Origin of the sequence: Bosea sp. (in: a-proteobacteria) (assembly GCA_023910605.1) — a bacterium.
In the GTDB taxonomy this organism is placed as follows: domain Bacteria; phylum Pseudomonadota; class Alphaproteobacteria; order Rhizobiales; family Beijerinckiaceae; genus Allobosea.
Genome location: JAAVVV010000001.1, coordinates 2,905,612 through 2,931,191 on the forward strand (window position 1 = coordinate 2,905,612; position 25,580 = coordinate 2,931,191).

A 25,580-nucleotide genomic window follows, 5' to 3' on the forward strand; every position below is an offset into this window, starting at 1 on the left:
CGTTCACGCTGGCGCAAGGACGCCAGCTCCGCAGCGGCCGCAGGCGCCCGATCCATAAAATGCGAGGCAATTCAGTCAGCCGATTGAGCACGAACGCATGCGATCCCCGAAACCGGACAGGGTTTGGAGAAAGACATGCCAAAGAAGCATGGTTCTGACAGGGGATGGATCGGAGCGGTCTGCATCGCCGCGATGCTGGCGGGAGCCGGCGCCGCGCAGGCTCAATCATCGCAGGCTCAATCATCGCGGCAGACGCCGCTCACGACCGGCGCCTTGCCGCCGGTGATGAGCCTTGACGTGGCGCGCACTGGCGACAGCCGCCCACCCATTGGCTGGGTGCAGTTCTGCGCGGACAAGCGCTATGCGGCGGAATGCGCTGTGGACCCGGCCGAGCCGGCCAAGGTGGAGCTGACGCCCCGCCTGTGGAAGATGGTGACCACGCTCAATACGAAGATCAACCAGGAGATCAACCCCGTGACCGACATGGATCACTGGGGCACGGTCGAACGCTGGGACATGGCCGAGGATGGCCGAGGCGATTGCGAGGAATATGTCCTCGTCAAGCGCAAGCGCCTCGTCGAGGCCGGCATCCCGCGCCGCGCGCTGCGCGTTGTTGTCGTGATCGATGATGAGAACGCGGGACATGCCGTGCTGATGCTGCGCTCTGACAAGGGCGACTTCATCCTCGACAACAAGCGCAATGCCGTTCTGCCCTGGCACCAGACGGGATATGTCTACGTCAAGCGCGAGAGCCAGGAGAACATCGGCTGGGTCGCGCTCGGCGGCGTCACAGGCCCGCAACTCGCCTCCCGCTGAGACCAAACCACTTTCCAACCGCTGCCGTGAGGACCTAAGGCAGGCAGGTTTCATCCACCAGTTCATGCGATTGCGAGGCCCGGCCACGTCCCCACCCACCCGTCCAGATCGGGTTTCGCGAGACGGGTCCGGCATTCGAAAGGGTGCCGGACCCGGTCTTTTTCATCCATAGCCCGTCCTGGCTCAGGCCGCAGCAGCGGCTCCGTCCTGGACAGGCAGCACATTGCGCCAGGCCAGAGCCCTGGCCTCGGGCCGGCGCTCCGCGTCCCGCTTGAACACCGCCAGTTCATGCGCGGCCCCGACATCGATGCCACGCGTGTCCGCAGGCCCGTTCCATCCGACCAGCACATTGCCGACCCACAGCGCCGCCCGGATGCCGGGCAGGCCGGATACTTCGTCACGCGCGGTCGACAGTCGGCTCTGGTGAGTCCTGACAAGAAAGGACAGACGGAACACGATGGGCAGGAGGAACAGATGGCGGCCTTGATGGGGCCGTCCGGAGCAGGCCTCAATCTTCCGCAGGCTTGCCGGCGCGCGTGCGCTTGACGGCGCCACGCCTGACCTTGCCCTCCACACGCCTGACCTTCGAGGCGCGGGTTGGCCGCGTGGCGATGCGCGGCTTGGGCCGCACCGAAGCGTTCCTGATGAGCTCGACCAGCCGGGCCAGCGCATCCTCCCGGTTCTGCGCCTGGGTACGGAATCGCTCGGCGCTGATGATCAGTTCTCCGTCTGCTGTGAGCCGGCGGCCTGCCAGCAGCACAAGGCGCGCGCGCATGTCGTCAGGCATGCCGAGCCTATCGACCGGGTAGCGAAGCTGCACCGCCGTCGAGAGCTTGTTGACGTTCTGCCCGCCCGGGCCCGAGGCGCGCACGAAGCTCTCGGAAAGATCGGCCGGGTCGATCGACAGGCTGCGTGTGATGCGGATCATCGAAAAACCCCTTAGCAGAAGCGCCGGCCCCTTGCGACAGCCCCGCTTTTGCGCTTTGGCATGGTCCCCCGCCCTGCCCTGCCGGAGCCGCATCGCCATGGCCAGCCCCATGTCCCCGAAAGCCTTCCCCGTCTCGTGGGACCAGTTTCACCGCGATGCCCGCGCTCTCGCCTGGCGGCTGGCAGATGCGGGCCCGTTCGAGGCCATCGTGTGCATCACGCGCGGCGGGCTCGTCCCGGCTGCGATCGTGTGCCGCGAATTGGGCCTGCGCGTGATCGAGACGATCGGCGTGGCGAGCTACCACGATTACAAGAACCAGTCCGAACTCGTCGTCGTCAAGGATATCGCCCCCTCGATCCGGGCCATCGGCGATGGCAAGGGCAAGGGCGTGCTGATCCTCGACGACCTTGTGGACACCGGCAAGACGGCGCGCGTGGTGCGCGAGATCCTGCCCAACGCCCATTTCGCCACGGTCTATGCCAAGCCCGAGGGCCGGCCACTGGTGGACACATTCATCACCGAGGTGAGCCAGGACACCTGGATCTATTTCCCGTGGGACATGGGCCTGAGCTATGTCGAGCCCATTGCCAAGGAAACAAAGGGCTGAGATTCCGATCCGCCTCGTCGCCGGAAAGGTCCCGTGGAGCTTTCAGAGGCAGCGAACGCACCAGCGAAAGCGAGGGCCGGGACGGGATGACGACACTGAGCTGGAGGCAGGCAAACCGCCACCCACGCTCTCCCTTCCCCGCGTGACGGCTTTCGCCTAGTTTGGCTTCCCTGAGGAAGCCCAGGGAAAGCGAAGCCGCAAATGGCCGCCACTGAACTGTCATCCCGCGCGGTCCGCCGCACGCTCTGGTCCGCGCTGCTTGACGCGGTGTCCGCCCATGGCAAGGACAAGGTCATCCTCGAGGACCCCGAGCGCCAGCCCCTCACCTATGGCCGGCTGGTGCTGGGCGCGCTGGTGCTCGGCGCCAGGCTGCGCGACGTCACCCTCAATGCCGAGCGTGTCGGCGTGCTGATGCCCAATGTCCAGGGCATCGCGGTCACGCTGTTCGGGCTCACCGCCCATGGCCGCGTCCCCGCCATGCTCAACTTCACTGCGGGCGTGAAGAATCTGCGCGCCGCCTGCGAGGTCGGCTCGATCCGCACCATCGTGACCTCGCGCCGTTTCGTGGAACAGGGCAAGCTCGACGATGTGATTGCCGCGCTGGAGCCGGGCCGGCGCATCATCTACCTTGAGGATGTGCGCAAGCGGATCACGAGTTGGGACAAGCTCAAGGGCGCCTTCGCCAGCATCACACCCCGTTCCAGCGCCGGAGCCAGCCTCAATGTCAACGAGGAGGCGGTCGTCCTCTTCACCTCGGGCACGGAAGGCACGCCCAAGGGCGTGGTTCTGAGCCATGCCAACCTCGTGGCGAACGCCATGCAGATCTTCGCTCATGCCGACGGGATGCTCAGCGCCGCCGACGTGGTGATGAATCCGCTGCCGGTGTTCCACTCCTTCGGCCTCACCGCGGGCACACTCATGCCGCTGCTCAACGGCATGAAGGTTGTGATGTATCCTACCCCGCTGCACTACAAGCAGGTGCCCAGGCTCATCGGCGAGACCGCCTGCACGGTGCTGTTCGGCACCGATACCTTCCTGCAGGGCTATGCCCGCGCGGCCGATGAAGGCGATCTCGCATCCGTGCGCATCGTCATCGCCGGCGCCGAACGCGTGAAGGAGGAGACGCGCCGCATGTGGTCGGCCACGGGCGCAACCATCTGCGAGGGCTATGGCTGCACCGAATGCGCCCCGGTCCTGGCCTGCAACACGATCGGCGCAGGCGCGCGCAACGGCACGGTAGGCCGCATGTTGCCGGCACTAGCCCACCGGCTCGAGCCGGTCGAGGGCATCGACACGGGCGGGCGCCTGTTCGTGAAGGGGCCGAACATCATGCTCGGCTACCTGCTGGCCGATCGCCCCGGCGAGATCGTCGCCCCCGAGGACGGCTGGCATGACACCGGCGACATCGTGGACATCGACGAGGGCGGCTTCATCACCATCAAGGGCCGCGCCAAGCGCTTCGCAAAGCTGGGCGGGGAGATGGTGTCGCTGGCGGCGGTGGAAAGCATGGTCTCGTCGGTCTGGCCGGGCCACAACCATGTCGTGGTGGCCCTGCCTGACCCCCGGAAGGGCGAGCAACTCATCCTCATCACCGAGAATCCGGACGGCGACCGCAAGGACCTGCTCAAGCAGGCTCAGGCGCGGGGATTTCCCGAACTCTGGATACCCCGCGCCATCCTCGTCACGCAGATGATCCCGGTGCTCGGCTCCGGCAAGGTGGACTACACCGCCGCGCGCGAACTGGCCGTCACCATGCGTGCGCTGCTCTAGCACCGCCGTTTCCGTCGCTCCACCATGTCTTTCCATCGGGATGTCGCTACGGCAACGCCAGCGCGCGCGGACATGACGAAACTGGTGGACGAAAGGAACTTGAAATTACGCCGTGCGTGACGAAAAAGTGAACCGGATCATGTGCTTGGGCTCAGGCCTGCCCGCAGAGGCCGGACATGGCCCCCACGTCCCTGGCTGACATGAGCCGCAAGCGTGTGTAGAGGGACTGGAAGACGACGAAAGGCCGCTTGCCGAAACTGGTAGACGGAAGGCACTTAAAATGCCTCGGGCTTCGCCCGTGCGGGTTCGATCCCCGCAGCGGCCACCAAACATCAGGCTGCTGGCTGTGGGATGCTGAGCTTCTTTTCGTGAACAGCCGCGATTAATCGTCCAGCCTGATCGACCCGCATTGTGATGAATCGAGGCTTCGGTGAACGCGGGTGGGAGTGCTGTTCTTGCCCCCCAGGTTTCAGGCAGCCGCGACGGATTGGTCTTGCGAGACCAGGACATCGACCTGACGCAGCTTCGCGACGATCTCTTCGGGTTTGTGACGCTTTCCCGGCATGAATCGGTTCCTCCTCATTGCCATGAAACATCCTTGCAGATGAACCAATCCAATGGGGGATGGATCACCGCCTGACCGGGCCGGAGATCCAAATGGGGGCATCGAAACCCGCCAGACACGAACATTTGAGCCGATCGCCGATCATGGACACGATAGGCGCACGGAATTTCCCATGTGAAAAGAACTGCCGCCGTTATTGCAACGCTTCATTTTGACAAAAAATCCGGGCAATCGTAACTATCAGGGATGGCAAGTTATTGCAGTGTCCGTCGAATGGCTTTGTCGCTCGTCAGTGCGGCATCGCTGTTCATCTCGCAGAGCGCCTTTAGCCAGATTCAGATAAGCGAGCGTGTTTTTCTGGTCCAAGATCCACAGGCCACAGCGTTGGACTTCCAGATGGTTGTGCAAGCAGGTTGCGCCGATGAGACGGGAGGCTGCCGGGGCATCGCGCATTACCTCGAACACCTGATCCTCGCGGGCCGGGACGGCAAAAGTGAAAACGCGGCGCTCCCCACCTTTCCCGGCATGATGTCCAATGGGTGGACGACCTCCCGCGCAACGGCATACACGCATCGCGTGCCGGTTTCCGCAGAAGGGCCAAAGGCGGCGCTTGAACGCCTGTTCCGGTTTTATGCCGCGAGGCTGCGCCCGTTCGAGATCACCCGCGAACTGGAGGCGCGCGAGAGGCAGATCGTGCTTCAGGAACATGATTGGCGGCTTGGGTCGAGCCCGGCGGCTCCGCTTCTGCGCAAGATCGACCAACAGCTTTTCGGTAGTCACCCTCTCGGTTCCTGGACCATCGGCCAAAGAAACGAAATTCAGGGGCTGAATGCGGCGGACGCGAAAGCTTTCCACGCCAATTGGTATCATCTTTCCAACGTCGCCTTTGTCGTGCGCGGGAACCTTGCGCCTGAAGTGCTGAGGGAAATTGCGGAACGGGAGCTTGCCAGTTTGGAAGCTCCAGTTTCGTTGCCCGCCCGTCCTTCCGACAAACCGGTTGATGTAGAGGATGCGCGCCTGGATATCGTCATGCAAAACGAGAAATCCACACAAAGATCAATTGTGATGCGCAAGCTGTTCCGTATGCCTGAGCGAGAAGAATTGGCCGAGTTGGCGTCTGTCTCTGTACTCAACCATCTGCTGCGGAGCCGTTTGACCGGATCGTTTTACGATTTCATCATCGAACAACGGAAGATCCCCAATGAGCAGCTTTCTGCGTCGCTAGGGCGGATCCGGCCGGGACTGTTTCTGCTCGACATTCGCGCGGATGTTGCCGAGGGCGTTGATGGTCCAACCTTGGCCGGCGCAATGGCAGATTTTTTGCTGAGCGAGGCTCGTTCCATCACGCCAAGCGCGCGGAACATCGAGCGCATGCGGAAACGTGCAATCGATGCCGCCAACCAAGGGTCGCAAGCGCCGGCACAGGTTTTTCCCCAGCTCGTGCAGTGGCTTGCGGCGGGGCGTCCGTTTTCAGAGTTTGGGCGGATGCCACATTACCTGGAACGGGTGACGGAAGCCGAGATTACCGCAGCCTATACAGCGTTCACAGGTCCAGGCCGTTTGGTCAGCGGCGTGCTGTTGCCGAATGAGGAGGCAAGACCATGAGAGTTCTGATTTTAGCCTGCGCCTTCGCATTCCAAACTTTTCTGTCCGCCCAGGCGCAGGTTCTATGGCGGGCCGCCGATCACGTGACGCCGGGAGGACTGGCCTTCCGCTATGTGCAATTGCCGCGTGGCCAGACACAGGCCATCCAGTTCGGCTGGAAAGACGGTTTCGCCGCGCGACAGCCAAATGGCAAGGGAATCGCTGTATTCGGGCCTGCCCTGATCATGCAAGGCCCCAAAGGAGCAAGTCGCACCGAATTCGTCGAAGACGTCAAGGATGCGCAAGCGCAGCTATACCTTGCCTCGACGCCTCAACACACGATCGGCGGTGTGTTTGCACCTCCTGATAAATTCGCGGCGGCCCTGAACCTGATGGCGAAGACGCTGGCTGATCCGGCGATGGATGCGGCGAGGCTGGAAGATCTGCGCAAGGCACACCTTGCTGCCATCGCACAGGCCGCGCGGCAGCCGATCCTGATCGCCAACCGTGTCGGAGCTCATTTCCTGTGGGATGAAGGCCCGATGCTGGGATGGACCAAGGAAGACCCGGCGAATTTCACAGCGACATCGCTCGCGCAGATCGAGGATTGGAGACGTTCCGTTCTGACGCGCAAGGGTCTGGTGATCGCTGCTGCGGGGCCGGCAAGCGCTGATGAGGCCGCTGTACAGATCGACAAGCTGTTCGCCGGGCTGCCGGTGACAGGTGCGGAACTTCCAGAGCCCATCTTTGCCCGGAAAGAGGTCAGCGGCGCGGTCTTGATCGAAGCTGATGTGGCCCAGACCATGCTCTTGATTGGCGGATGGAGCGCTTTTGAAAACGGCAAGGAGCAAACGATGGCCTTCATCTCGGCCCGTGCGCTTCAGGCTCGCCTGCATCGCGAGGTGCGCGAAAAACTCGGCGCAACGTATGGCGTGACGGCCCAGACCGTCTCCCTGATCTCGCAACCGGTCGTTTTCTCCATGAATTCAATGGTTGCCCATGAGCGCGCGATCGAAGCGCTTGACGTAATACGGAAGGAGCATCAGAGGTTTCTGGTCGATGGATTGAGCCAGAACGAGCTTGATTCCGAACGCCAGCGGCTGAGCACAGAGTACAACGAGAGTATCCGTCGTCCACCCGCGGTTGCCACGCTGCTGCGAGGGGCGCTCTTCGACGGACAAACTCCCGACTACATCGAGAATTTCCTGCATTATGTCGCAGCATTCTCCCTCGTCGAGGTGAATGCCATTCTGAAGAAGCGGCTTGCTGGCAAACCGGTCGCAACGATCGTCGTTGCTCCCAGGGGTGCCGGGTTTTCTGATTTCTGCCTTATACAGGAAGTGGAGAAAGCGAAGACCTGCCCCGCTCTTCGCTGATGGGTTCCGGCGGAGGCTGGGAAGGGAAAGCAGCTGCATCCGACATTCTCGGCCTTTTCAAACAAAGCGACCCACCTTTGCCGCCACCATCTCTGCGGGATTAGAATGTCGGCAATCGCTGGCTTGAACGGGATGCTGCCCCTTGGCAGGCCTGCTCGAATCGCGGTGCGTTGACGTGCCTCTGTTCCCCGTCAGCCTCCATGAGACAGATTTGATGTCTTCACGAAGGGAGGATTTCTGGTTCATCGCAGCCGCAAGGAGCGAAGATGAAGCAGAACCGAAGGACCGCGCCAGCGAACTCCGGGCCGGGCAAGGCGCCGGCAGAGCAAGTGCTGACGGACACCGCATGAGCGACAAGGCAACCAGTTCGCTGAGGGCGCCATCTGGGGATAACGCCAGCGTGCAGGCCCGTGTCACGCCATAGTCATCGAACTGTCGTCACAGGTTCATGACCCCGGCGCATCCGGGCCCCGAAACGCCTGAGTATCGGGGTGCGCATGTCCGGCATTGTCCTTCAAGACATCCACAAGTCGTTCGGGACGACAAACGTGCTGCGCGGCGTCTCCGTCAGCGTCGCTCCAGGCGAGTTCCTGTCACTGGTGGGACCGTCGGGCTGCGGCAAGACGACCCTGATGCGGATCATAGCGGGGCTGGAAGCGGTCGGCGCCGGCTCGGTGGAGATCGGCGGTCGCCAGGTGACGGGGCTGCGCGCTGCTGACCGCGACGTGGCGATGGTGTTCCAGAATTATGCGCTCTACCCGCACCTGACCGTGCGCCAGAACATCGGCGTGCCGCTGATCATGCGGCGGCTCAGTGCGGCGGAGCGCATCCCGCTCATGGGCGGCCTGCTGCCGGGCGTGGCTGACAAGCGACGCATGATCGAAGCGGACGTTGCCGCGGCGGCGGAGATGCTCGGCATCGGCAAGCTGCTTGCGCGCAAGCCGGCGCAACTCTCGGGCGGCCAGAGACAGCGCGTGGCGCTCGGCCGCGCCATTGTTCGGCGCCCGAAGGCCTTCCTGATGGACGAACCCCTGTCCAACCTTGATGCCGCGCTTCGGGTCACGACCCGTTCCGAGATCGTGGCGCTGCATCGCCGTGTCGGGGCTTCAACCGTCTACGTCACCCACGACCAGTCGGAGGCCATGACCATGTCGGACCGCGTGGCCGTGATGATGGAGGGACAAATCCTCCAGATCGGCTCGCCCGAGGAGATCTACGCCGATCCTGCGGATCTGCGCGTGGCGCGCTTCATTGGCTCACCCTCGATCAACGTGCTGGCGGCCGAACTCGACGTTCACGGCCATGCCATGGCAGGCGGCGTGGCGCTCGGCCTGATGACACGGCTGCCGGGGTCCGGCCCCGTCCTGCTCGCCGTGCGTCCCGAGGATCTGTCGCTTGCGCCCTCAGGCATCGCCGCGCGCGTGACACACCTCGAATATCTCGGCGAGAGCCTGCTGGTCCATGCGCTCGTGCGGGAAAGCGACGAAGCGGTGGTATGCCGGCTTGCGCCCGAGATGCGGCGGCGGGTTGCCCGCGGCGAGATGGTGCATCTGAGGCCCGATCCCGCGAAGGCAATGCTGTTCGACGGCGATGGCCGGCGGCTTGCCTCCCATGCCCGGGAACGGGAACATGCCCATGGCTGACGCAGCGATCCAGAGCCAGCCCATGTCGGCAGCGACGCTTGTGCGAACGCCTGCCTTGCGTGGCGACGCTGGCGTGGCCTGGCTTCTGGCGGCGCCCGCCATTCTCGCTTACCTCGCCATGATACTGCTGCCGCTGCTCGCGGTGCTGGCCCTGGCCTTCACCGATTACGAGTTCGGCGCGCGCAGCTTCCGCTGGATCGGATTCGCCAATTTCGCGGACATGGCAAGCGATCGCACCTTCGCCGCCTCCATCCGCAATACCGTGGTATACTGCCTCTTCGTCGCCCCGCTATCGATCGGCATCGCGCTCGGGCTGGCGGTGCTGATCGAAGCAGGCGCGCGCGGACGGGCTTTCTGGCGGGCGGTGTTCTTCCTGCCGGTGGTTTCGTTGACGGTCGCGATGGCGACAGCCTGGCAGTATCTGCTGCATCCGAGCATCGGGCCGCTCAACGCGCTGCTGCGCATGATCGGTGCCGGCGCGCCCAACTGGCTCGGCTCGTCCGACTGGGTGATCGTCTCGCTCGGCTTCATCGGCGTGTGGGAGAATGTCGGCTTCAACCTCGTGCTGTTCCTGGCGGGTCTGACCGCCATCCCGCGCGAACTTTACGCGGCCTCCGAGATCGACGGCGCCCGCAGCGGCTGGTCCAAGTTCTGGCTGGTGACCTGGCCGATGCTCGGGCCGACGATGCTCTTCGTCATCATCATCACCATGACCCGCTCGATACGCGTCTTCGACACCGTGCAGACGCTGACGCAAGGCGGGCCGAACCACGCCTCCGAGGTGCTGCTGCGCACGATCTATCAGGAGGGCTTCCACTACTTCAAATTCGGCTACTCGGCCGCCATCACGCTCGTCTTCCTCGCAATCGTGCTGGGACTGATGCTCATCCAGACCCGGTTTATCGACCGGCGCGTGCATTACGGGTGACGTGATGGAGAGCCACCGCCCGCTGATCAAGGATCTCCCCCGCCTCGCGCTCCTCAGCCTTGCCGCGTTCGTGGTCCTTGCGCCTTACATCTGGATGATCGCGGTTTCGGTGAAGCCGCAGGACGAAGTCTTCAAGGCCTCGCTGTCGCTCATTCCAGATAATTGGGCGCTGGTAGAGAATTACGGCAAGGTCCTGAAGACGGTTCCCGTCTGGACCTTCATCTTCAACGGACTGACTGTCTGCTTCGGAATCCTGTTCTTTCAGATCCTTTTTGCGGTGCCTGCGGCCTATGCGCTGGCGAAGCTGAACTTTCCTGGCCGGGAGGCGGTTTTCGGCTTCGTCATGCTGGGTCTGCTCGTGCCTTATCAGACGACGGCGCTGCCGCTTTATCTCGGCATTCACCACCTTGGGCTGCTCAACAGCTACACCGCCCTGATCGCACCATTCACCTGCTCGGTTTTCGCCATCTTCCTTTTCCGGCAGTTCTTCCGCGCCATCCCGGACGATCTGATCAATGCCGCCCGCATCGACGGAATGGGCGAGTTCTCCATCGTCTGGCGCGTGATCGTGCCCAATGCGCTGCCGGCGGCGACCGCCTTCGCCATCTTCTCGGTGGTCGCGCACTGGAATGACCTGTTCTGGCCGTTGATCGTCATCCAGAAGGGCGACCTCTACACGCCCGCCATGGGCATCCTCGCCTTCCGCTCCGTCGAGGCGGGTGATGACTACGGAGCGCTGATGGCCGCAGCCGTGCTGGTAACCGCGCCGCTCGTGCTGGCGTTCCTGTTCGCACAACGCCGCTTCATCGAAGGCATCACCATGACCGGGCTCAAGGGCTGAGCGCCGGCATTCACGCCAGGGAGAACCTCCATGACCAAACCAGCCTCCATGACCCGCCGCCAGGGTCTCGCCTTGATGGGCGGCGCGTCAGCCGCGGTGTTCATGCCGTCCATCGTCCGCGCGCAGACGGTCGACATCCAGGTGCATTACTCGATGCCGGCTATCTTCAAGGAGGCGCAGGACGCGGTGATGGCGGCCTTCACCGCCAAGCATCCCGAGGTCAAGGCGACCTATGTCAACCCGACACCGACCTATGAGGATGGCGCGCAGCTCCTGCTGCGCAACGCAGCGACCAACTCCATGCCGGAAGTGTCCTTCCAGGGCCTCAACCGGCTCCGCATGTTCGCCGAGCGTGGCGTCGCCGTCGATCTCGCTCCGCTGCTGGCCAAGGAGGGAGATCTCGCCAGGCTGGGCTACTCGCCAGCCATTCTCGGCCTTGGTTTTCACGCCAAGGTGCAGTGCGGACTGCCCTTCGCGACCTCCAATCCGATCAGCTACTACAACGCGACCCTGCTGAGGCGCGCCGGCCTCGACCCGGCCAAGTTTCCGACCAGCTGGGATCAGGTCATCGCTGACGCGCGGAAGGTCCGTGCCCTCGGCGACGGCAATGACGGCATGTTCTTCCGCTGGCCAGGCGATGACTGGATGTTCTCGGCGCTGCTCTACGGCCATGGCGGCCGCATGCTCAACGACGCTGAGACCGATGTTGCGTTCAACGGACCCGAGGGCCTCGCGGCGCTGCGGCTGCTCGACCGGATGGTCAAGGAGGGCGGCATGCCCAATTACGCCGGAACGGCGGACCTTCAGGCCTTCGCCGCCGGCAAGCTCGGCATGATGTTCCGCACCACCGCCCAGGTGCGCTCGATCGCCAGTTCGGTCGGCTCCAACTTCGAGCTTGGGACCACGGTCATGCCTGTCATCGACCCGGCGAGGGGCCGCCTGCCCACCGGCGGCGCGGGCGCCATGATCACCACGAAGGATCCTCGCAAACTCGAGGCCGCCTGGAAATTCGTCAAATTCGCGACCTCGGCCGAGGGCACGACGCTGATGGTCAAAAACACAGGCTACGTGCCATGCAACCAGCTGGCGATCGACGATCCAAGCTATCTGGGCGAGTTCTACAAGGCCAACCCGCTCTTCCAGGCCGCTACCCGGCAGGTTCACCTGATGGTGCCCTGGTATGCCTTCCCCGGCCAGAACTCCGTTCGCGTCACGCAGGTCATGGTCGACAACATCTCGCGCATCGCCGAGCAGAAGGCCACGCCGGAGCAGGTGCTCGCCGACATGGCGACCGAAGTGCGTCGCCTCATCCCGCGCCAGGGCTGAGACCCGTCTTCAACCCCGTCGCTTCGGGCGCTCGCAGTCGCGGGCGCCCGTAATCTTCATCACGGACTGAACATGATCACCCGCATCGCCCAGATTTCCGACACGCATCTTTCACCTGCAAAGCCCTGGTTCCGCAGCAATTTCGATCTCGTGGCGGACCATCTCCGGGCCCACGCTCCGGACATGGTCATCAACACCGGCGACCTGGCGCTAGATGGCGCGGACCAGGAGGCTGACCTTGAGGAAGCCCGCGCTGCCCATGCCGGCCTTGGGCTCGAATGCCGTGCCATCCCCGGCAACCATGACGTGGGTGACCATCTAGACGTGGCGCGCCGCCAGCCGGTCAATGCGGAGCGGCTGGCGCGCTATCGACGCATTGTCGGCCCCGACGCCTGGAGCTTCGACATCCCGGGCTGGCGACTGCTTGGCCTCAACGCCCTGACGCTGGGACTCGATCTAGACGACGGCCAGCAGGACACTTTGGTCAGGGACGCGGCAAGGTCCCTTGCGGGGCGGTCCCTCGCCATCTTCCTGCACAAGCCGCTGATGGATGTCAGCCATGAGGAGAGCCTGACAAGCAACAGATTCATGACGGCCGGCCCCAGGCGGCATCTGGCAGGCCTGCTCGGCGACGCGTCGCCCGCCCTGTTCTGCTGCGGACATGTGCATCAGTACCGCGACACCATCTCGGCTGGCAGCCGTCACCTGTGGGCGCCCGCGACGTCGTTCATGATCAGCGATCCGTGGCAACCCGGCTATGGCGCGAAGATGGTCGGCTACCTCTCCCACGAGTTCCACGCCGACGGCTCGCATCGTCATGAGGTGGTGCCGGTGCGCGGCCTCATCCACCATGACCTCGTTTCCTTCCCGGAAGCCTATGGCGACGTGCGCGCCTGGGGCACAGGCAACGCCTGAGCCTGCGTCGCCGCGCGTCATGCGGCCTCTTCGATCCTAACAACCGCATCTGCCTCAGCAATCCTCAGCCCCGTCACGGCGTCGAACAGCTGCAGGTCCTGCGGGCTGACATCGATGCCGATCGCGGCGCCCGGGCGATAGGGATGGCGGCCGTCGACATGGATCACCAGGGGTTGACCTGCGATCTCGGCATGGATGTGCTGGCCCAGGCCAAGCTCTTCGGCGAAGTCGAACCGTGCCTTCATGCCCACGCCGGAGCTGGCGCCAAGCGGCCGGATCGTCAGCGCCTCGGCACGGATGCCTGCGGTGACGGGGCCGGGCTTCAAGGATGGATAGCGCATCGTGTCGACTGCGAGGCGCTGGCCGTCCGACAGGCTCACGGCCTCGCCATCGGCGCTGACCACGGCATCCAGCAGGTTCAGTCCAGGCGCGCCGATGAAGCTCGCGACGAAGACGCTTGCCGGGCGGTCATAGACATCCTTCGGCGCTCCAACCTGCTCGATCACGCCCTTGTTCATGATCACGAGCCGATCCGCCAATGTCATCGCCTCGACCTGGTCATGGGTCACGAAAACCGAGGTCGCCTTGAGGCGCTGGTGCAGCTTCCTGATCTCGATGCGCATCTGGACGCGCAGCTTGGCGTCGAGGTTGGACAGCGGCTCATCGAAGAGGAAGACTTTCGGCTCCTTGATCATGGCGCGCGCCATCGCCACGCGCTGCCGCTGGCCGCCCGAGAGCTGGCCGGGCTTGCGGTCGAGGAATTCGTCGAGCCCAACGGTCGTGGCGACGGCCTTGACGCGCGCGAGCCGGGCCGCTTTCGGGACCCCGGCCACCTTCAGACCATAGCCTATGTTCTCCGCCACGCTCATGTGCGGATAGAGCGCGTAGTTCTGGAAGACCATGGCGCAGCCGCGCTCCCGCGGCTCACGCTCGTTGACCACCTCTCCGGCGATCGCGATCGTCCCATGGGAAATCTCCTCGAGCCCCGCGATCATGCGCAGCAATGTGGACTTGCCGCAGCCTGACGGGCCGAGGATGACCACGAACTCGCCATCCGCGATGGCGACGTCCACCCCGTGGACGACCTGGGTCTTGCCGTAGCTCTTGCTGACGTTCCGGATGTCGATGTGCGCCATGGATAAGCTCCTACTTGTCTGTCTGGACGAGGCCGCGCACGAACCAGCGCTGCATGAAGATCACCGCGAGCAGCGGCGGCGTCATCACCATGAGCGTGCCCGCCATGGCGATGTGCCAGCGCGGCGGCTCGCCGAAGAGCGGGCCCGGCACGATGCGCTGTAGCTGCATCACGGCCGTGCCGTAATTGGCGATGTCGGTGATGATGAGGAGCGGCCAGAGATACTGGTTCCAGGAATAGACGAACATGATGGTGGCGAGCGCGGCCATATTGGTCTTGGACAAGGGCAGCAGCACGTCCCAGAAGAAGCGCAAGGCGCCGGCGCCATCCATCTTCGCCGCTTCGGCCAACTCGTCCGGCACAGTGAGAAAGAACTGGCGGTAGAGGAACGTGCCTGTGGCGGTTGCGATCAAGGGCAGGATCAGGCCGGTATAGGAGTTCAGCATCGACCATTCCGGCAAGCTGACCGTGATTCCTGCGAACATCGACAGCAGCGCGCTCAACCCGGTGGCGTCGAGCAGTTCCTGATAGGGCCGAAGCACATTGGCGGCGACCGCGTAGGTGGGGACGATGCGGACCTCGAGCGGCAGCATCAGCGTGATGAAGATCAGCCAGAAGAACAGGCTGCGGAACCGGTAGTTGAAGTAGACGATCGAATAGGCGGAGATGGCCGCGATGGCGATCTTGCCGGCCGTGACGCCGATGGCCACGATGAACGAGTTGAGCATCTTCGGCCCGAACCCGGACTGGTTCCAGGCGAGCGTGTAGTTCTCGACCATCTGGTTCCCCGGCCACAGCGGCATCGGCACCGTGTTCACCGTCCGGAAATCGTGGGTCGAGGCGACGAAGACGATCCAGAGCGGCACCAGCAGCATCACGAGGCCGGTGAGCAGGATCAGGTGCGTCAGGACGTTGAGGATCGGGGTGCGTTCAACCATGGCGACCTCAGCTGTAATGAACGCGGCGTTCGACGAACCTGAACTGTATGAAGGTCAGGCTGACGACGAGGAGCATGAGGACAAGCGACTGGGCAGCGGCGAGCGAGTAATCCTTGCCCTTGAAGCCGTCGGAATAGATCTTGTAGACCATCAGGTCGGTCGCACGGGCCGGGCCGCCGGCGGTCGTGATGTCGACGATGCCGAACGAATTGACGAAGCTGTCGGTGAGGTTGATCACCACAAGGAAGAAGAAGGTCGGCGCCAGAAGCGGGAACTGGATGTCGGCCATCCGGCGCAGCACCCCTGACCCGTCCATGGCGGCAGCCTCCGTCAGCGTGCGCGGGATGGATTGCAGCCCTGCCAGGAAGAAGATGAAGTTGTAGGCCACCATCGACCAGGCATTGGCCAAGGTGATGAGGATGACCGCGTCAAGGCCGTCACGCGCCGGGTTCCATATCCCCGGGAACCAGTGGTTCAACGCGGATACGAAACCGGCATCGGGCGCGAATATGAAGCGGAAGGCCAGCCCGACTGCCGGAGCCGCGACGGCGTAGGGCCAGAAATAAAGGAAGCGGTAGGTCTTGTAGCCCGGAAGCTGCCGATCGACGAAGAGCGCGAGCAGAAGCGCCATGCCCATCGCCAGCGCCGTCGACGCCAGCGCGAAGGTGACCGAGATGCGCACCGAGTTCCAGTAGAGCGGATCGTCGAACACGGTCTTGAAGTTCTGCCAGCCGACCCACTGGTTCTCTCCGCCGAAAGGCGGCTCGAGCGTGAAGGACCAGTACAGCGCTTCGCCGGCCGGCCAGTAGAAGAAGGTGAAAACCAGGATGAGTTGCGGCGCGATCAGCAGCGCCGCCAGCCAGGTCCCGGCGAATGTCACGCGTTTTCCGGTCATGTTGGCGCCCCGGCGGCTCGATCGGCCGCATCCATCTTGAGGCGCGGCCGGGCGTGTTGCCCGACCGCGGGAGAGTTGGCCTTGCCGCTCAGGGCAGGGAGCGGCCGCGGAAGGTCTGCTCGAAGCGGCGCAGGATCTGGTTGGAGCGCGCCACCGCGTCGTTCAGGCCGACCTCGACCGTTTTCTGCCCGTTCATGATCGCCTCAAGCTCGGAGCGGACCTCTGAACGGATCGAGGTGAAGTTGCCGAGCCTGATGCCGCGGGTGAACTCGGTCGGAGGGGTGTAGGTCAGCGACTGCATCGCCACCTCGCGGCCCTTGAAGCGCGGCTGCGCATAGAAGCCGTCATCAAGCATCTGGCGATAGGCCGGGACGGTGATCGGGATGTAGCCGGTGACGTTCGGCATCCACTTCACCTCGGCCGGGGTCAGCACGAAATCGAGGAAGGCGGCGGCGGCCTCGTATTCCTCCCTGGACTTGTTGGCCATGACCCAGAGCGAGGCGCCGCCCACCAGCGAATTGTGGCGCGTGAAGCCTTCATAGATCGGGATCATCGCGACGCCCCAGTCGAGCCCGTCGCGAGCCGTCGCGCCGACGACGCCATGGTTGGCGATAGAGGAAACCATCGAGGCGCAGGAGCCGTCGGCGAAGGCCTGCACGATCGTCTTGCCGGTCTGCGCGGTCTGGACCCGGGCCAGCCCCTCGTCCTGCCACTTCTTCAGATTGGCGACATGGCGCGGGAACAGGCCCTTGTTGATGACCAGCTCTGCGCCAAGCCCGTCATAGCCATTGCCCATAGTGGCGATCGGCTGGTTGTGGATGGCCGAGAGCTGCTCCATGTTCTGCCAGGTGTCCATGTCGAAACCGAGCGCGCAGGCGCTGCCGGCGGCCTTCAGAGCCCGCATGTCCTTCTCGTACTGCTCCCATGTGGCGGGGGCTTCGGTGCGCCCGATCCTGGCCCATTCCGCACGGTTCCAGTACATCACAGCGGTGGAGGAGTTGTAGGGGAAGGACCACATCTCGCCCTTCGAGGTGGCGTAGTACGACCGGATTCCTGGAAAATAGTCATTCCATTCGATCTTCATCTTGAAGTCTTTGGCGAACTGGACCGCGTTGTAGGTCGCCTGCGACAGCATGAAGTTGACGGTGCCTGCATCATAGATCTGCACGATGGTGGGATGCTGGCGGGCGCGGAAAGCGGCGATGGTGTTCTGCTCGGCCCGGTCATAGCCGCCCTGGCCCACGCACACCGCCTCGAATCGTGTCTGCGCCTCGTTGAAGCGCTTGCAGTGCTCGGCCATGATCTCGCCGAGCTGCCCGGTGAGCCCATACCAGTACTCGAACTTGATGCGTGGTGCCTGCGCCTGCGCCGCGCCGATCGTGGCCGCGAGCGCCAGCGATGCAATGCTCAATAAACGTGTTGCCATGGTGGACCCCTCATCTGCTTGCGGCATCTGCCGGCATGGCTCCCTAGGTCAGCGGAATGACAGGCATGTTGTGCTTTTGTGGCAGTTTGGATTCCGGTGCGCGGCCGCATGGCTGAAGGATGCGCTACGTGCTTGTGGTCATCCGCGCGTCATCTGCGCGTCATCTGGGCGTGGATTGAGTGCGCTGCGCCGCCTCTGCCCTTTGCTGGCAGCCCGGCCCATCCCGCCCCCTGACAGCCACCCGAACACCGGACCGAACATGACCAGCCACCCGACCTTGCCCGTCCTCGGCGTCGCCCTGCCGCTTGGCGGATTCCGCCTGCACCGTGACTGGATCCTCGAGAAGCAGCGCGACCTCGAGATCCAGGATTTCTGCCATACCGAACTGCTCGATGGGGACTGGCGCGGCATGGTCGCCCAGTACAAGGCGGCGCTTGACGGCTACACGGGCCGGCTGGGCATCCACGGCCCGTTCTGGGGCTTCGCCATCGCCTCGATGGACAGCGACATCCGCGCCGTCGTCTCCCGCCGCATGATGCAGGGGCTCGATGTCTGCGAGGCGCTGGGCGCGACGCAGATGGTCATCCACTCGCCTTACACCACCTGGGATCACAACAATCTCGACACCAATCCGGGCAGTCGGCAGGGCGTGGTCGAGCGCGCCCATGCGACGCTGGCCGCGGCCGTGAAGCGCGCCGAGGAGATCGGCTGCGTTCTGGTTATCGAAAACATCGAGGATGTCGATGCGCAAATCCGCGTCGATCTGGCGAAATCGTTCGACAGCCCCTCCGTCCGCGTTTCGATCGACACGGGCCACGCCAATTACGCCCATGGCTCGACCAACGGACCTCCGGTTGACAATTACGTCCATGCTGCCGGCGACATGCTGCATCATGTCCACCTGCAGGATACCGATGGACATGCCGACCGGCACTGGAACCCGGGCGAAGGCAACATTCCGTGGCAGGCCGTGTTCCGCGCCCTTGCCAAGCTCGGCAGCAACCCGCGCCTTATCCTCGAAGTGCGCGAGAAGGAGACAGTCAGGGCCGGGGCGGACCATCTGATACGGCTCGGCCTGGCGCAATGATCGCGGCGCGGTGACTCTCTGTTGACACCGCCTTCTCCGAGCGCACGGCATAAGGTAATCCAAGAAGTGTCCCGGGCATTCGCCCGGGGCTGAGAGCGCATCGTGCGCGACACCTCCGAAGCTGATCCGGGTCCGGCCAGCAGAGGCCATCCGAAACGATGATTCGGACGCGCGAGGCGATCGGCAAGGCGCCGGCTGCCAGGCGGAGGGTCAGCGTTTCCGGTATCCTGACCAGCGTGAACGCCTTGAACGGCTTGATTTTACGTCGCTCGACAAACCTCATGTCGCCGCGCAACTCAGCCCACAGCGCGATCCGCGCGAACGGGAACTCCGGACGCAGGCCCAGCGGCCGTGCGACGCCGGCAAGGCCATCCTCAAGCTTCGCCACGAAGCCGCGCCCGGAATGGAAGTGGTTGACGAGCATGATCTCGCCGCCCGGTGCGAGCACCCTGGCGCACTCGTCCAGCACGCGCTCCGGGTTGGCGACAAGCGTGATCACGAACTGCGCCACAACCGCGTCGAACGCGCCGTCCGGAAAGGACAGCCGCTCGGCGTCCATGACATGCAGGCCCGCGACCCACGGGTAGCGGCCGGTGGCGTGACGGGCGTGCGCCATGGTCTCTACGCCGAGTTTGCGCGAGTTGCGCGGCCATCATGAGAACGGACAGCCGCATGGGGGTGGATGGGACCACCACCGAAAAATCGCCGGCCACTGCCGCCTCGCCGCCGATGTGCCCGCATGCCCCCTCGGAGCGGCCGTCGGCAGCCCCGACATGATGGCATTGCCGCCGTGGGCCTGAGGATTCCGTTCCGCCAGCCTGTGGACAGCGGCGGGAGGCACGGCCCCTGACACTGAACTTGCATTGAAGCGTCATCCAACCGTCGCACTACACCGCTAGGCGTCGCCAAACGAGTAGGAGGACAGCATGCTTGAACTGCTAAATGTCAACCGCGATTTCGGCACCAAGCGCGCTGTCGACGATGTCAGCCTGAATATTGAAAAAGGCAGCTTCGTTGGCGTCATAGGCCGCTCCGGCGCCGGCAAATCGACGCTGCTCAGGATGGTCAACCGCCTGCAGGATGTCTCGTCGGGCTCAATCCGCTGGAATGGACAGGACGTCACCACGCTGAAAGGTCAGGCCTTGCGTGACTGGCGGGCCTCCTGCGCCATGGTCTTCCAGCAGTTCAACATCGTCGGCCGCCTTGACGTGATGACCAATGTGCTGATGGGCCGGCTCAATCACGCCCCGCAGATACGTTCCCTGCTCAAGCTCTGGTCTGCGGACGACCGCGCCATCGCCGTCTCCGCGCTGGAGCAGTTCGACATCACGGCGCTTGCCGGCCAGCGAGCTGAATCTCTGTCTGGCGGGCAGCAGCAGCGCGTCGCCATTGCCCGCGCGCTGGTGCAGGAGCCCGAGATTGTGCTGGCGGACGAGCCTATCGCCTCGCTCGACCCGCGCAACACCAAGGTCGTCATGGATGCGCTGCTGCGCCTCAACAAGCATTTCGGCATCACGGTCATCTGCAACCTGCACGACCTCGACATCGCCAAGGAATACTGCGGTCGGCTGATCGGCATGGCGCAGGGCCGGATCGTGTTCGATGGCGCGCCCGATGCGCTCACCGAAAGCGCTGCCCGCGACCTGTACGGCCTCGAAGCCCATGAGGCGATGACCGTCCTGCCGCCTGTCGCCGGCGGCATCTATCAGCCCCTTGCGGCTGTCGCCTGAGCCCGCTGCCGGCTTCAGGTCGGCGCGGTTCCACACGTCCCAACCCCAACTTTCTCGCTGGAGTGAAAGCATGTCCCTGACCCGCCGCCTTGCTCTCGGGGCCGTCGCCGGCCTCGCGCTCGCCGCAACATCTTCCGCCGCCTTCGCCCAGGACTGGCGGGCCCGGTTCCCGGAACTCGTGTACGCTGTCGTGCCAGCCGAGAACGCCTCCGGCGTGACCGAGCGCATGGGCCCCTGGATGGAGTATCTCTCCCGCGAACTCGGCGTGAAGGTCACGCTGCGCATCGCCTCCGACTACGCCGCCGTGATCGAGGGCCAGCGCGCCGGCTCGATCCACATCGGCGATTACGGCCCGTCGTCTTACGTGCGCGCCCACACTGTCACCAATGGGGGCGTCGAGGCATTCGCCACGCTGCGGGCTGGCGACGGTTCCACGGGATACTTCTCGGTTGCCTACGCCAAAGCCTCCGCACCCGGCTCGACGCTCCAGGATTTTCGCGGCAAGAACCTGTGCCTCGTCGATCCCAACTCGGCGTCGGGCAACAACGTTCCGCTCTACAGCTTCAGCAAGATGAACCTGAACCCGGAGCAGTTCTTCGCCCGGGTCACCAATGCTGGCAGCCATGAAAATGCTGTGATGGCCGTACAGCAGGGCACATGCGACGTCGCCTTCAACTGGTGGAATTCGGATGACGACTCCAACCTGACCCGCATGGCCAACAAGGGAATGGTCAAGAAGGAAGACTTCAAGATCGTGTTCCGCTCGGAGAAGATCCCCGGTTCGCCCTATGCCTACCTGACCTCGCTGCCCGCCGAGGCCAAGGCCGCGATCCGGCAGGCCTTCTTCGATGCCCCTACCAAGGGCAAGGCGGCTTTCGATCGCCTCTCGGACGGCAAGTCGCCCAACTTCGCTCCAGCCCAGCACTCTGACTATCAGGTGACGATCGAGCTTCAGCGCTTCGTCGACAGCCTGCGCCGCCGCAGCGGCTCCTGAGCCATCGACTTCACCGGGGGCGCCGCATGATCGTGCGGCGCCCCTCTTCTTTGCACGCAAAGGCAAGGCCGCCAGGACCCCATGGCACACGCGATTTCCCGGCTTCCAGACCACCAGATCGCTGACCTGTCCGCCGCCTACCGGTCAGCACAGGCCGCCAAGCGCCGCACAACGTTGATCGGCGTGCTGGTTCTTGCCGTGCTGATCATGCTGGCGGGCCGCGTCGCCGAGGTTGATCTCGCCAAGCTGTGGGCCAACGCCCATCAACTCACGAGCTATCTCGGCCGCATCTTCTACCTGGACAACGGCAAGCTCGTCCTCACCGACATCGCCGACTGGTACTGGGGCTTCTGGCGCTGGATGAGCCGTCTTTGGGACACGGTGCTGATTGCCTATCTCGGCACGCTGCTGGGTGCCATCGGGGCCTTCTTCCTGTGCTTCGCGGCCACGGTGAACCTCGCGGTCAACCCGGCGCAGCGCTTCCTTGCCCGTCGCTTTCTCGAGTTTTGCCGCACAGTTCCAGAGATCGTCTTCGCGCTGATCTTCGTGGTGGCCTTCGGGCTCGGGCCTGTGCCGGGCGTGATCGCGATCATGATCCACACGGTCGGGGCGCTCGGCAAGCTGTTCGCCGAGGTGGTCGAGAACATCGACATGAATCCGGTCGAGGGAGCCATCGCCACCGGCGCGACCCGCTGGCAGGCCATCCGCTACGCGGTCGTGCCGCAGGTGCTGCCCAACTTCGCCAGCTACGCGCTGCTGCGCTTCGAGATCAACGTGCGCGGCGCCTCCGTGATGGGCTTCGTCGGCGCGGGAGGGATCGGCCAGGACCTGATCGAGGCCATCCGCAAATTCTACTACTCGGATGTATCCGCGATCCTGCTGCTGATCATCGCCACGGTCATGGTCATCGATGTTGTGACCGAGCGCATCCGCCACCGCCTGATCACGCAGGAGCACGCAAAGTGAACTCTCTTCGGCAGCCCTCGCGCATGTTTCCTGACCAGTCTGCGGTCAAGGTGCGCCATGGAGCGCTGGTGATCGGCTCCCGGCGCGAGCGCTGGATCACGCTCGCCGTCGTCCTGGCAATGGCCGGCGTCGCGCTGCTCGCGCTCGTCAGGCTTGAGTTTTCCTTCGCCCGTCTGGGCAGCGGCATCGTGCAGCTCGGGACGTTCCTGGGGATGATGGTCCCGCCGACGCCCGGCACGCAGCTCTGGATGCTTCTGAAGGCGCTGGCCGAAACCGTGGCGATCGCCTTTCTGGGCACGCTGCTTGCAGCGATCATCGCCTTTCCGCTCAGCTTCCTCGCGGCCCGCAACACCATGGCGAGCCGCATCGTGCGCTTCTTCACCCGAAGGTTCTCCGATTCGATACGCGGCGTCGACACGCTGATCTGGGCGCTGATCTGGATCAATGTCGTCGGTCTCGGGCCATTTGCGGGCGTGCTGGCCATCATGACCAGCGATATTGGCTCCTTCTCCAAACTCTATTCGGAAGCCATCGAGGGTATCGACCGCAGGGCTGGAGAGGGCGTGATCTCCACCGGCGGCAGCCGGCTGCACGCCATAAGGTTCGGCATCGTGCCGCAGGTCATGCCGGTGCTGATCAGCCAGACCCTCTATTACTTCGAATCCAACACGCGCTCGGCCACCATCATCGGCATCGTCGGCGCTGGCGGGATCGGGCTTTATCTCGCCGAGACGATCCGCACATACGAATGGGACCAGGTGGCGTTCATCATCCTGATGATCCTGGCGACGGTCGCCGTGATCGACCATGTCTCCTCGCGCCTCAGACTAGCGCTCGTCGGCACAAGGACGGGAAAGCTGTGAGAAACGTCACGCCACTGTCATATACGCTTGTCAAAGGCACGGTCATGACAACGACATATTCCATCGATGACCGCAAGGCCGTGCTCGCGCTGTTGGCGCGGGCCACGAGGCCGGAACTGGCCGATCCGCTTGGCCGGAACTGGCCCGACATCGTCGTGCGCGACCTGAGAAAGCCGGAGATCGGCCTTGCCATGCTGCGCGGCCGGATGGGCGGCGACGGCGCCCCGTTCAACCTCGGCGAGGCCACGGTGACGCGCGCCGTGGTGGAGCTTGCCGGTGGACAGCGTGGCCACGGCCAGAGGCTGGGGCGCGATGCGACAGTTGCCCGGCTTTCCGCCATTGTCGACGCATTATGGCAGGACGAGGCGGAACGGCCGCGCATCGAGCGCGACATCCTGACCCCGATCCGCGCAAGACTGGCCAGCATGACGACGAGAACGCGATCCGAGACGGCGGCGACTCGCGTCGATTTCTTCACCATGGTGCGCGGAGACGGCTGACATGACCACGACCGCACAGGCTCGCCCTTCCCTCGCTGAAGGGTTCTCGAACTCCGTCTTCGACAGCCAGTCGACGTTCCGCTCCGCAATGGAAGCGCTGGCCCGCCCAGGGCGCATCAGGCCGATCGGCGCAGACATCCTGCCGGATGCGCCCCTCCTGCCTTCGGCCGCTGGCCTCATCCTCGCGCTCTGCGACTTCGAGACGCCGCTTTATCTGTCGCCGCATCTCGCGGCCTTGCCCGGCGTCGCCGCGTTCCTGCGTTTCCACAGCGGGGTCCCGCTGGTGGCCGAGCCCTCACGAGCGGCCTTCGCCCTGCTGGACCTGGCCCATGACAGGCTGGATCTCGGCAGCTTCGCGCAGGGCACGCCCGAATATCCCGATCGATCGACCACCATCATCGCCTGCTGCACGAGTTTGCAGGCAGATGCGGCCCTGTTCGTTGCCGGGCCGGGCATCGCCGATGTGGCGCAGTTGCACGTTCCCGACCTGCCCCCGGATTTCATCGCGCAGTGGGCGGCAAACCGCGCCAGCTTCCCGCTTGGCGTCGACATGATCTTCGCGGCGCCGGGAGCCCTTGTCGGCCTGCCGCGCAGCGCCCGCATCATCGGGGAGGCTTATTGATGTATGTCGCGGTCAAAGGGGGCGAACGCGCCATCGCCAACGCTCATCGGCTGCTGGCCGACAAGCGGCGCGGCGACAGGCAAGTTGCCGTCATCGGCGTTGAACAGATCGAGGAACAGCTCGCCCTTGCGGTTGACCGTGTGATGACCGAGGGCTCGCTCTATGACCGCACGCTTGCGGCGCTGGCGATCAAGCAGGCGCGCGGCGACCTGATAGAGGCGATTTTCCTGGTGCGCGCCTACCGCACCACGTTGCCGCGCTTCGGCTTCTCCGAGCCGCTGGACACCGCCGCCATGCAGGTGCGCCGGCGCATTTCGGCCACCTACAAGGATCTGCCCGGCGGCCAGGTGCTGGGCCCGACCTTCGACTATACCCACCGGCTGATCGATTTCGCGCTGATGGCCGACGGCGAGGACAGTGGCGAGACCGAAAGCCCCGCCACCGCTCCGGCCGATGCGGATGAGCGCATGCTGCGCGTCACTGACATCATCGGCGCCGAGGACATGATCGAGGCCAACCCGGCGCCCGGACAGGGCCAGCCGGTCGGTGATCTCACGCGAGATCCGCTCGGCTTTCCCGCAGGCCGCGACCTTCGCCTGCAGAACCTCGCACGCGGCGACGAGGGTTTCCTGCTGGCGCTGGGCTATTCCACACAGCGCGGCTATGGCCGCAATCACCCCTTCGTGGGCGAGATCCGCATGGGTGAGGTCGAGGTCGAGATGCTCGACGAAGACCTCGGCTTTGCCGTTCCTCTCGGGGACATCACGCTCACCGAATGCCAGATGGTGAACCAGTTCAAGGGCTCGCTCACGGAGCCGCCCCGGTTCACGCGGGGCTATGGGCTTGGCTTCGGCCATTGCGAGCGCAAGGCCATGTCGATGGCGCTTGTGGACCGCGCCTTGCGGGCCGCCGAGTTCGACGAGGAACGCAAGGGTCCGGCGCAGGACGAGGAGTTCGTCCTGTCACACTCGGACAATGTGCAGGCGACCGGCTTCGTGGAGCACCTCAAACTGCCCCATTACGTCGACTTCCAGGCCGAGATTTCGATGCTGCGCGAGATGCGCGCCGAGGTCGCGGCGCGCGCGGCCGCACAGGTTCAGGAGGCCGCGGAATGACGGGACCAGC

General features: G+C 64.3%; 25 protein-coding genes and 1 tRNA gene. 19 read left to right on the forward strand and 7 right to left on the reverse strand.

The window, feature by feature from the left end; translation table 11 throughout:
- Positions 1-192 precede the first annotated feature (192 nt).
- Positions 193-816, forward strand: a complete 624-nt coding sequence (locus HEQ16_14030; GenBank protein ID MCO4055134.1) for a transglutaminase-like cysteine peptidase — start codon at positions 193-195, stop codon at positions 814-816.
- 183 nt (positions 817-999) lie between these two features.
- Here the strand turns inward: HEQ16_14030 and HEQ16_14035 are convergent, their stop codons facing one another.
- Together HEQ16_14035 and arfB are read right to left on the reverse strand one after the other, a co-directional pair.
- A complete protein-coding gene (locus HEQ16_14035) occupies positions 1,000-1,272 on the reverse strand; it encodes a hypothetical protein (GenBank protein ID MCO4055135.1) in 273 nt (90 codons plus the stop codon).
- A 52-nt stretch (positions 1,273-1,324) separates the two neighbouring features.
- A complete protein-coding gene (arfB, locus tag HEQ16_14040) occupies positions 1,325-1,744 on the reverse strand; it encodes an aminoacyl-tRNA hydrolase (protein ID MCO4055136.1) in 420 nt (139 codons plus the stop codon).
- Between the two features lie 97 nt (positions 1,745-1,841).
- Between arfB and gpt the strand changes: the two genes are divergently transcribed.
- From gpt to HEQ16_14090, 10 genes are all read left to right on the forward strand, one after another.
- A complete protein-coding gene (gene gpt / locus HEQ16_14045) occupies positions 1,842-2,351 on the forward strand; it encodes a xanthine phosphoribosyltransferase (protein MCO4055137.1) in 510 nt (169 codons plus the stop codon).
- 201 nt (positions 2,352-2,552) lie between these two features.
- Positions 2,553-4,121, forward strand: coding sequence for an AMP-binding protein (locus tag HEQ16_14050; GenBank protein ID MCO4055138.1), 1,569 nt, complete (start codon positions 2,553-2,555; stop codon positions 4,119-4,121).
- 242 nt (positions 4,122-4,363) lie between these two features.
- Positions 4,364-4,449: transfer RNA gene (locus HEQ16_14055), tRNA-Leu, on the forward strand.
- 510 nt (positions 4,450-4,959) lie between these two features.
- Entirely contained in the window at positions 4,960-6,291 is a 1,332-nt protein-coding gene (locus tag HEQ16_14060) for an insulinase family protein (GenBank protein MCO4055139.1), read from the forward strand.
- Positions 6,288-7,646 (forward strand): insulinase family protein, encoded by a 1,359-nt coding sequence (locus tag HEQ16_14065; GenBank protein ID MCO4055140.1) that lies wholly within the window; start codon positions 6,288-6,290, stop codon positions 7,644-7,646. Before HEQ16_14060 ends, HEQ16_14065 begins: the two co-directional genes overlap by 4 nt.
- A 497-nt stretch (positions 7,647-8,143) precedes the next feature.
- Positions 8,144-9,289, forward strand: a complete 1,146-nt coding sequence (locus HEQ16_14070; GenBank protein MCO4055141.1) for an ABC transporter ATP-binding protein — start codon at positions 8,144-8,146, stop codon at positions 9,287-9,289.
- A gap of 22 nt (positions 9,290-9,311) precedes the next feature.
- Positions 9,312-10,217 carry a sugar ABC transporter permease gene (locus HEQ16_14075; GenBank protein ID MCO4055142.1) on the forward strand — a complete coding sequence of 302 codons (906 nt, stop codon included), beginning with the start codon at positions 9,312-9,314 and terminating at the stop codon, positions 10,215-10,217.
- Positions 10,218-10,221: 4 nt separating this feature from the next.
- Complete coding sequence (locus HEQ16_14080) at positions 10,222-11,058, forward strand: carbohydrate ABC transporter permease (GenBank protein MCO4055143.1); 837 nt, start codon at positions 10,222-10,224, stop codon at positions 11,056-11,058.
- Between the two features lie 48 nt (positions 11,059-11,106).
- Positions 11,107-12,384 carry an ABC transporter substrate-binding protein gene (locus tag HEQ16_14085; GenBank protein MCO4055144.1) on the forward strand — a complete coding sequence of 426 codons (1,278 nt, stop codon included), beginning with the start codon at positions 11,107-11,109 and terminating at the stop codon, positions 12,382-12,384.
- 72 nt (positions 12,385-12,456) lie between these two features.
- On the forward strand, positions 12,457-13,299 hold the full coding sequence (locus HEQ16_14090) for a metallophosphoesterase (GenBank protein ID MCO4055145.1): 843 nt from the start codon (positions 12,457-12,459) through the stop codon (positions 13,297-13,299).
- Between the two features lie 17 nt (positions 13,300-13,316).
- On the opposite strand, the gene ugpC is transcribed toward HEQ16_14090, so the two are convergent.
- The 4 genes from ugpC to HEQ16_14110 all read right to left on the reverse strand — a co-directional run bounded on the left by ugpC (position 13,317) and on the right by HEQ16_14110 (position 17,693).
- A complete protein-coding gene (ugpC, locus tag HEQ16_14095) occupies positions 13,317-14,435 on the reverse strand; it encodes a sn-glycerol-3-phosphate ABC transporter ATP-binding protein UgpC (GenBank protein MCO4055146.1) in 1,119 nt (372 codons plus the stop codon).
- Between the two features lie 10 nt (positions 14,436-14,445).
- Positions 14,446-15,372 (reverse strand): ABC transporter permease subunit, encoded by a 927-nt coding sequence (locus HEQ16_14100; protein ID MCO4055147.1) that lies wholly within the window; start codon positions 15,370-15,372, stop codon positions 14,446-14,448.
- Between the two features lie 7 nt (positions 15,373-15,379).
- On the reverse strand, positions 15,380-16,267 hold the full coding sequence (locus tag HEQ16_14105) for a glycerol-3-phosphate transporter permease (protein MCO4055148.1): 888 nt from the start codon (positions 16,265-16,267) through the stop codon (positions 15,380-15,382).
- Positions 16,268-16,355: 88 nt separating this feature from the next.
- Positions 16,356-17,693: an extracellular solute-binding protein gene (locus tag HEQ16_14110; GenBank protein MCO4055149.1), complete on the reverse strand. Its 1,338-nt coding sequence runs from the start codon at positions 17,691-17,693 to the stop codon at positions 16,356-16,358.
- A gap of 259 nt (positions 17,694-17,952) precedes the next feature.
- Here HEQ16_14110 and HEQ16_14115 point away from each other — a divergent pair, with 259 nt between their 5' ends.
- A complete protein-coding gene (locus HEQ16_14115; protein ID MCO4055150.1) occupies positions 17,953-18,780 on the forward strand; it encodes a sugar phosphate isomerase/epimerase in 828 nt (275 codons plus the stop codon).
- On the opposite strand, the gene HEQ16_14120 is transcribed toward HEQ16_14115, so the two are convergent.
- On the reverse strand, positions 18,734-19,396 hold the full coding sequence (locus HEQ16_14120; GenBank protein MCO4055151.1) for a class I SAM-dependent methyltransferase: 663 nt from the start codon (positions 19,394-19,396) through the stop codon (positions 18,734-18,736). The genes HEQ16_14115 and HEQ16_14120 overlap by 47 nt on opposite strands.
- A 310-nt stretch (positions 19,397-19,706) precedes the next feature.
- On the opposite strand from HEQ16_14120, the gene phnC reads away from it, so the two are divergent.
- The 7 genes from phnC (at position 19,707) to HEQ16_14155 (ending at position 25,570) form a co-directional block, all read left to right on the forward strand.
- Entirely contained in the window at positions 19,707-20,510 is an 804-nt protein-coding gene (phnC, locus tag HEQ16_14125; GenBank protein ID MCO4055152.1) for a phosphonate ABC transporter ATP-binding protein, read from the forward strand.
- Positions 20,511-20,580: 70 nt separating this feature from the next.
- Positions 20,581-21,504: a phosphonate ABC transporter substrate-binding protein gene (phnD, locus tag HEQ16_14130; GenBank protein ID MCO4055153.1), complete on the forward strand. Its 924-nt coding sequence runs from the start codon at positions 20,581-20,583 to the stop codon at positions 21,502-21,504.
- Between the two features lie 81 nt (positions 21,505-21,585).
- The gene (gene phnE, locus HEQ16_14135; GenBank protein MCO4055154.1) at positions 21,586-22,470 is read left to right on the forward strand and encodes a phosphonate ABC transporter, permease protein PhnE; all 885 of its coding nucleotides are present in this window, start codon (positions 21,586-21,588) and stop codon (positions 22,468-22,470) included.
- A 23-nt stretch (positions 22,471-22,493) separates the two neighbouring features.
- Positions 22,494-23,333 (forward strand): phosphonate ABC transporter, permease protein PhnE, encoded by an 840-nt coding sequence (gene phnE, locus HEQ16_14140; GenBank protein MCO4055155.1) that lies wholly within the window; start codon positions 22,494-22,496, stop codon positions 23,331-23,333.
- Positions 23,334-23,377: 44 nt separating this feature from the next.
- Positions 23,378-23,833 (forward strand): phosphonate C-P lyase system protein PhnG, encoded by a 456-nt coding sequence (phnG, locus tag HEQ16_14145; protein ID MCO4055156.1) that lies wholly within the window; start codon positions 23,378-23,380, stop codon positions 23,831-23,833.
- Between the two features lies 1 nt (position 23,834).
- Positions 23,835-24,455 (forward strand): phosphonate C-P lyase system protein PhnH, encoded by a 621-nt coding sequence (phnH, locus tag HEQ16_14150; GenBank protein ID MCO4055157.1) that lies wholly within the window; start codon positions 23,835-23,837, stop codon positions 24,453-24,455.
- Positions 24,455-25,570, forward strand: coding sequence for a carbon-phosphorus lyase complex subunit PhnI (locus HEQ16_14155; GenBank protein ID MCO4055158.1), 1,116 nt, complete (start codon positions 24,455-24,457; stop codon positions 25,568-25,570). Before phnH ends, HEQ16_14155 begins: the two co-directional genes overlap by 1 nt.
- The last annotated feature ends 10 nt before the right edge of the window (positions 25,571-25,580 follow it).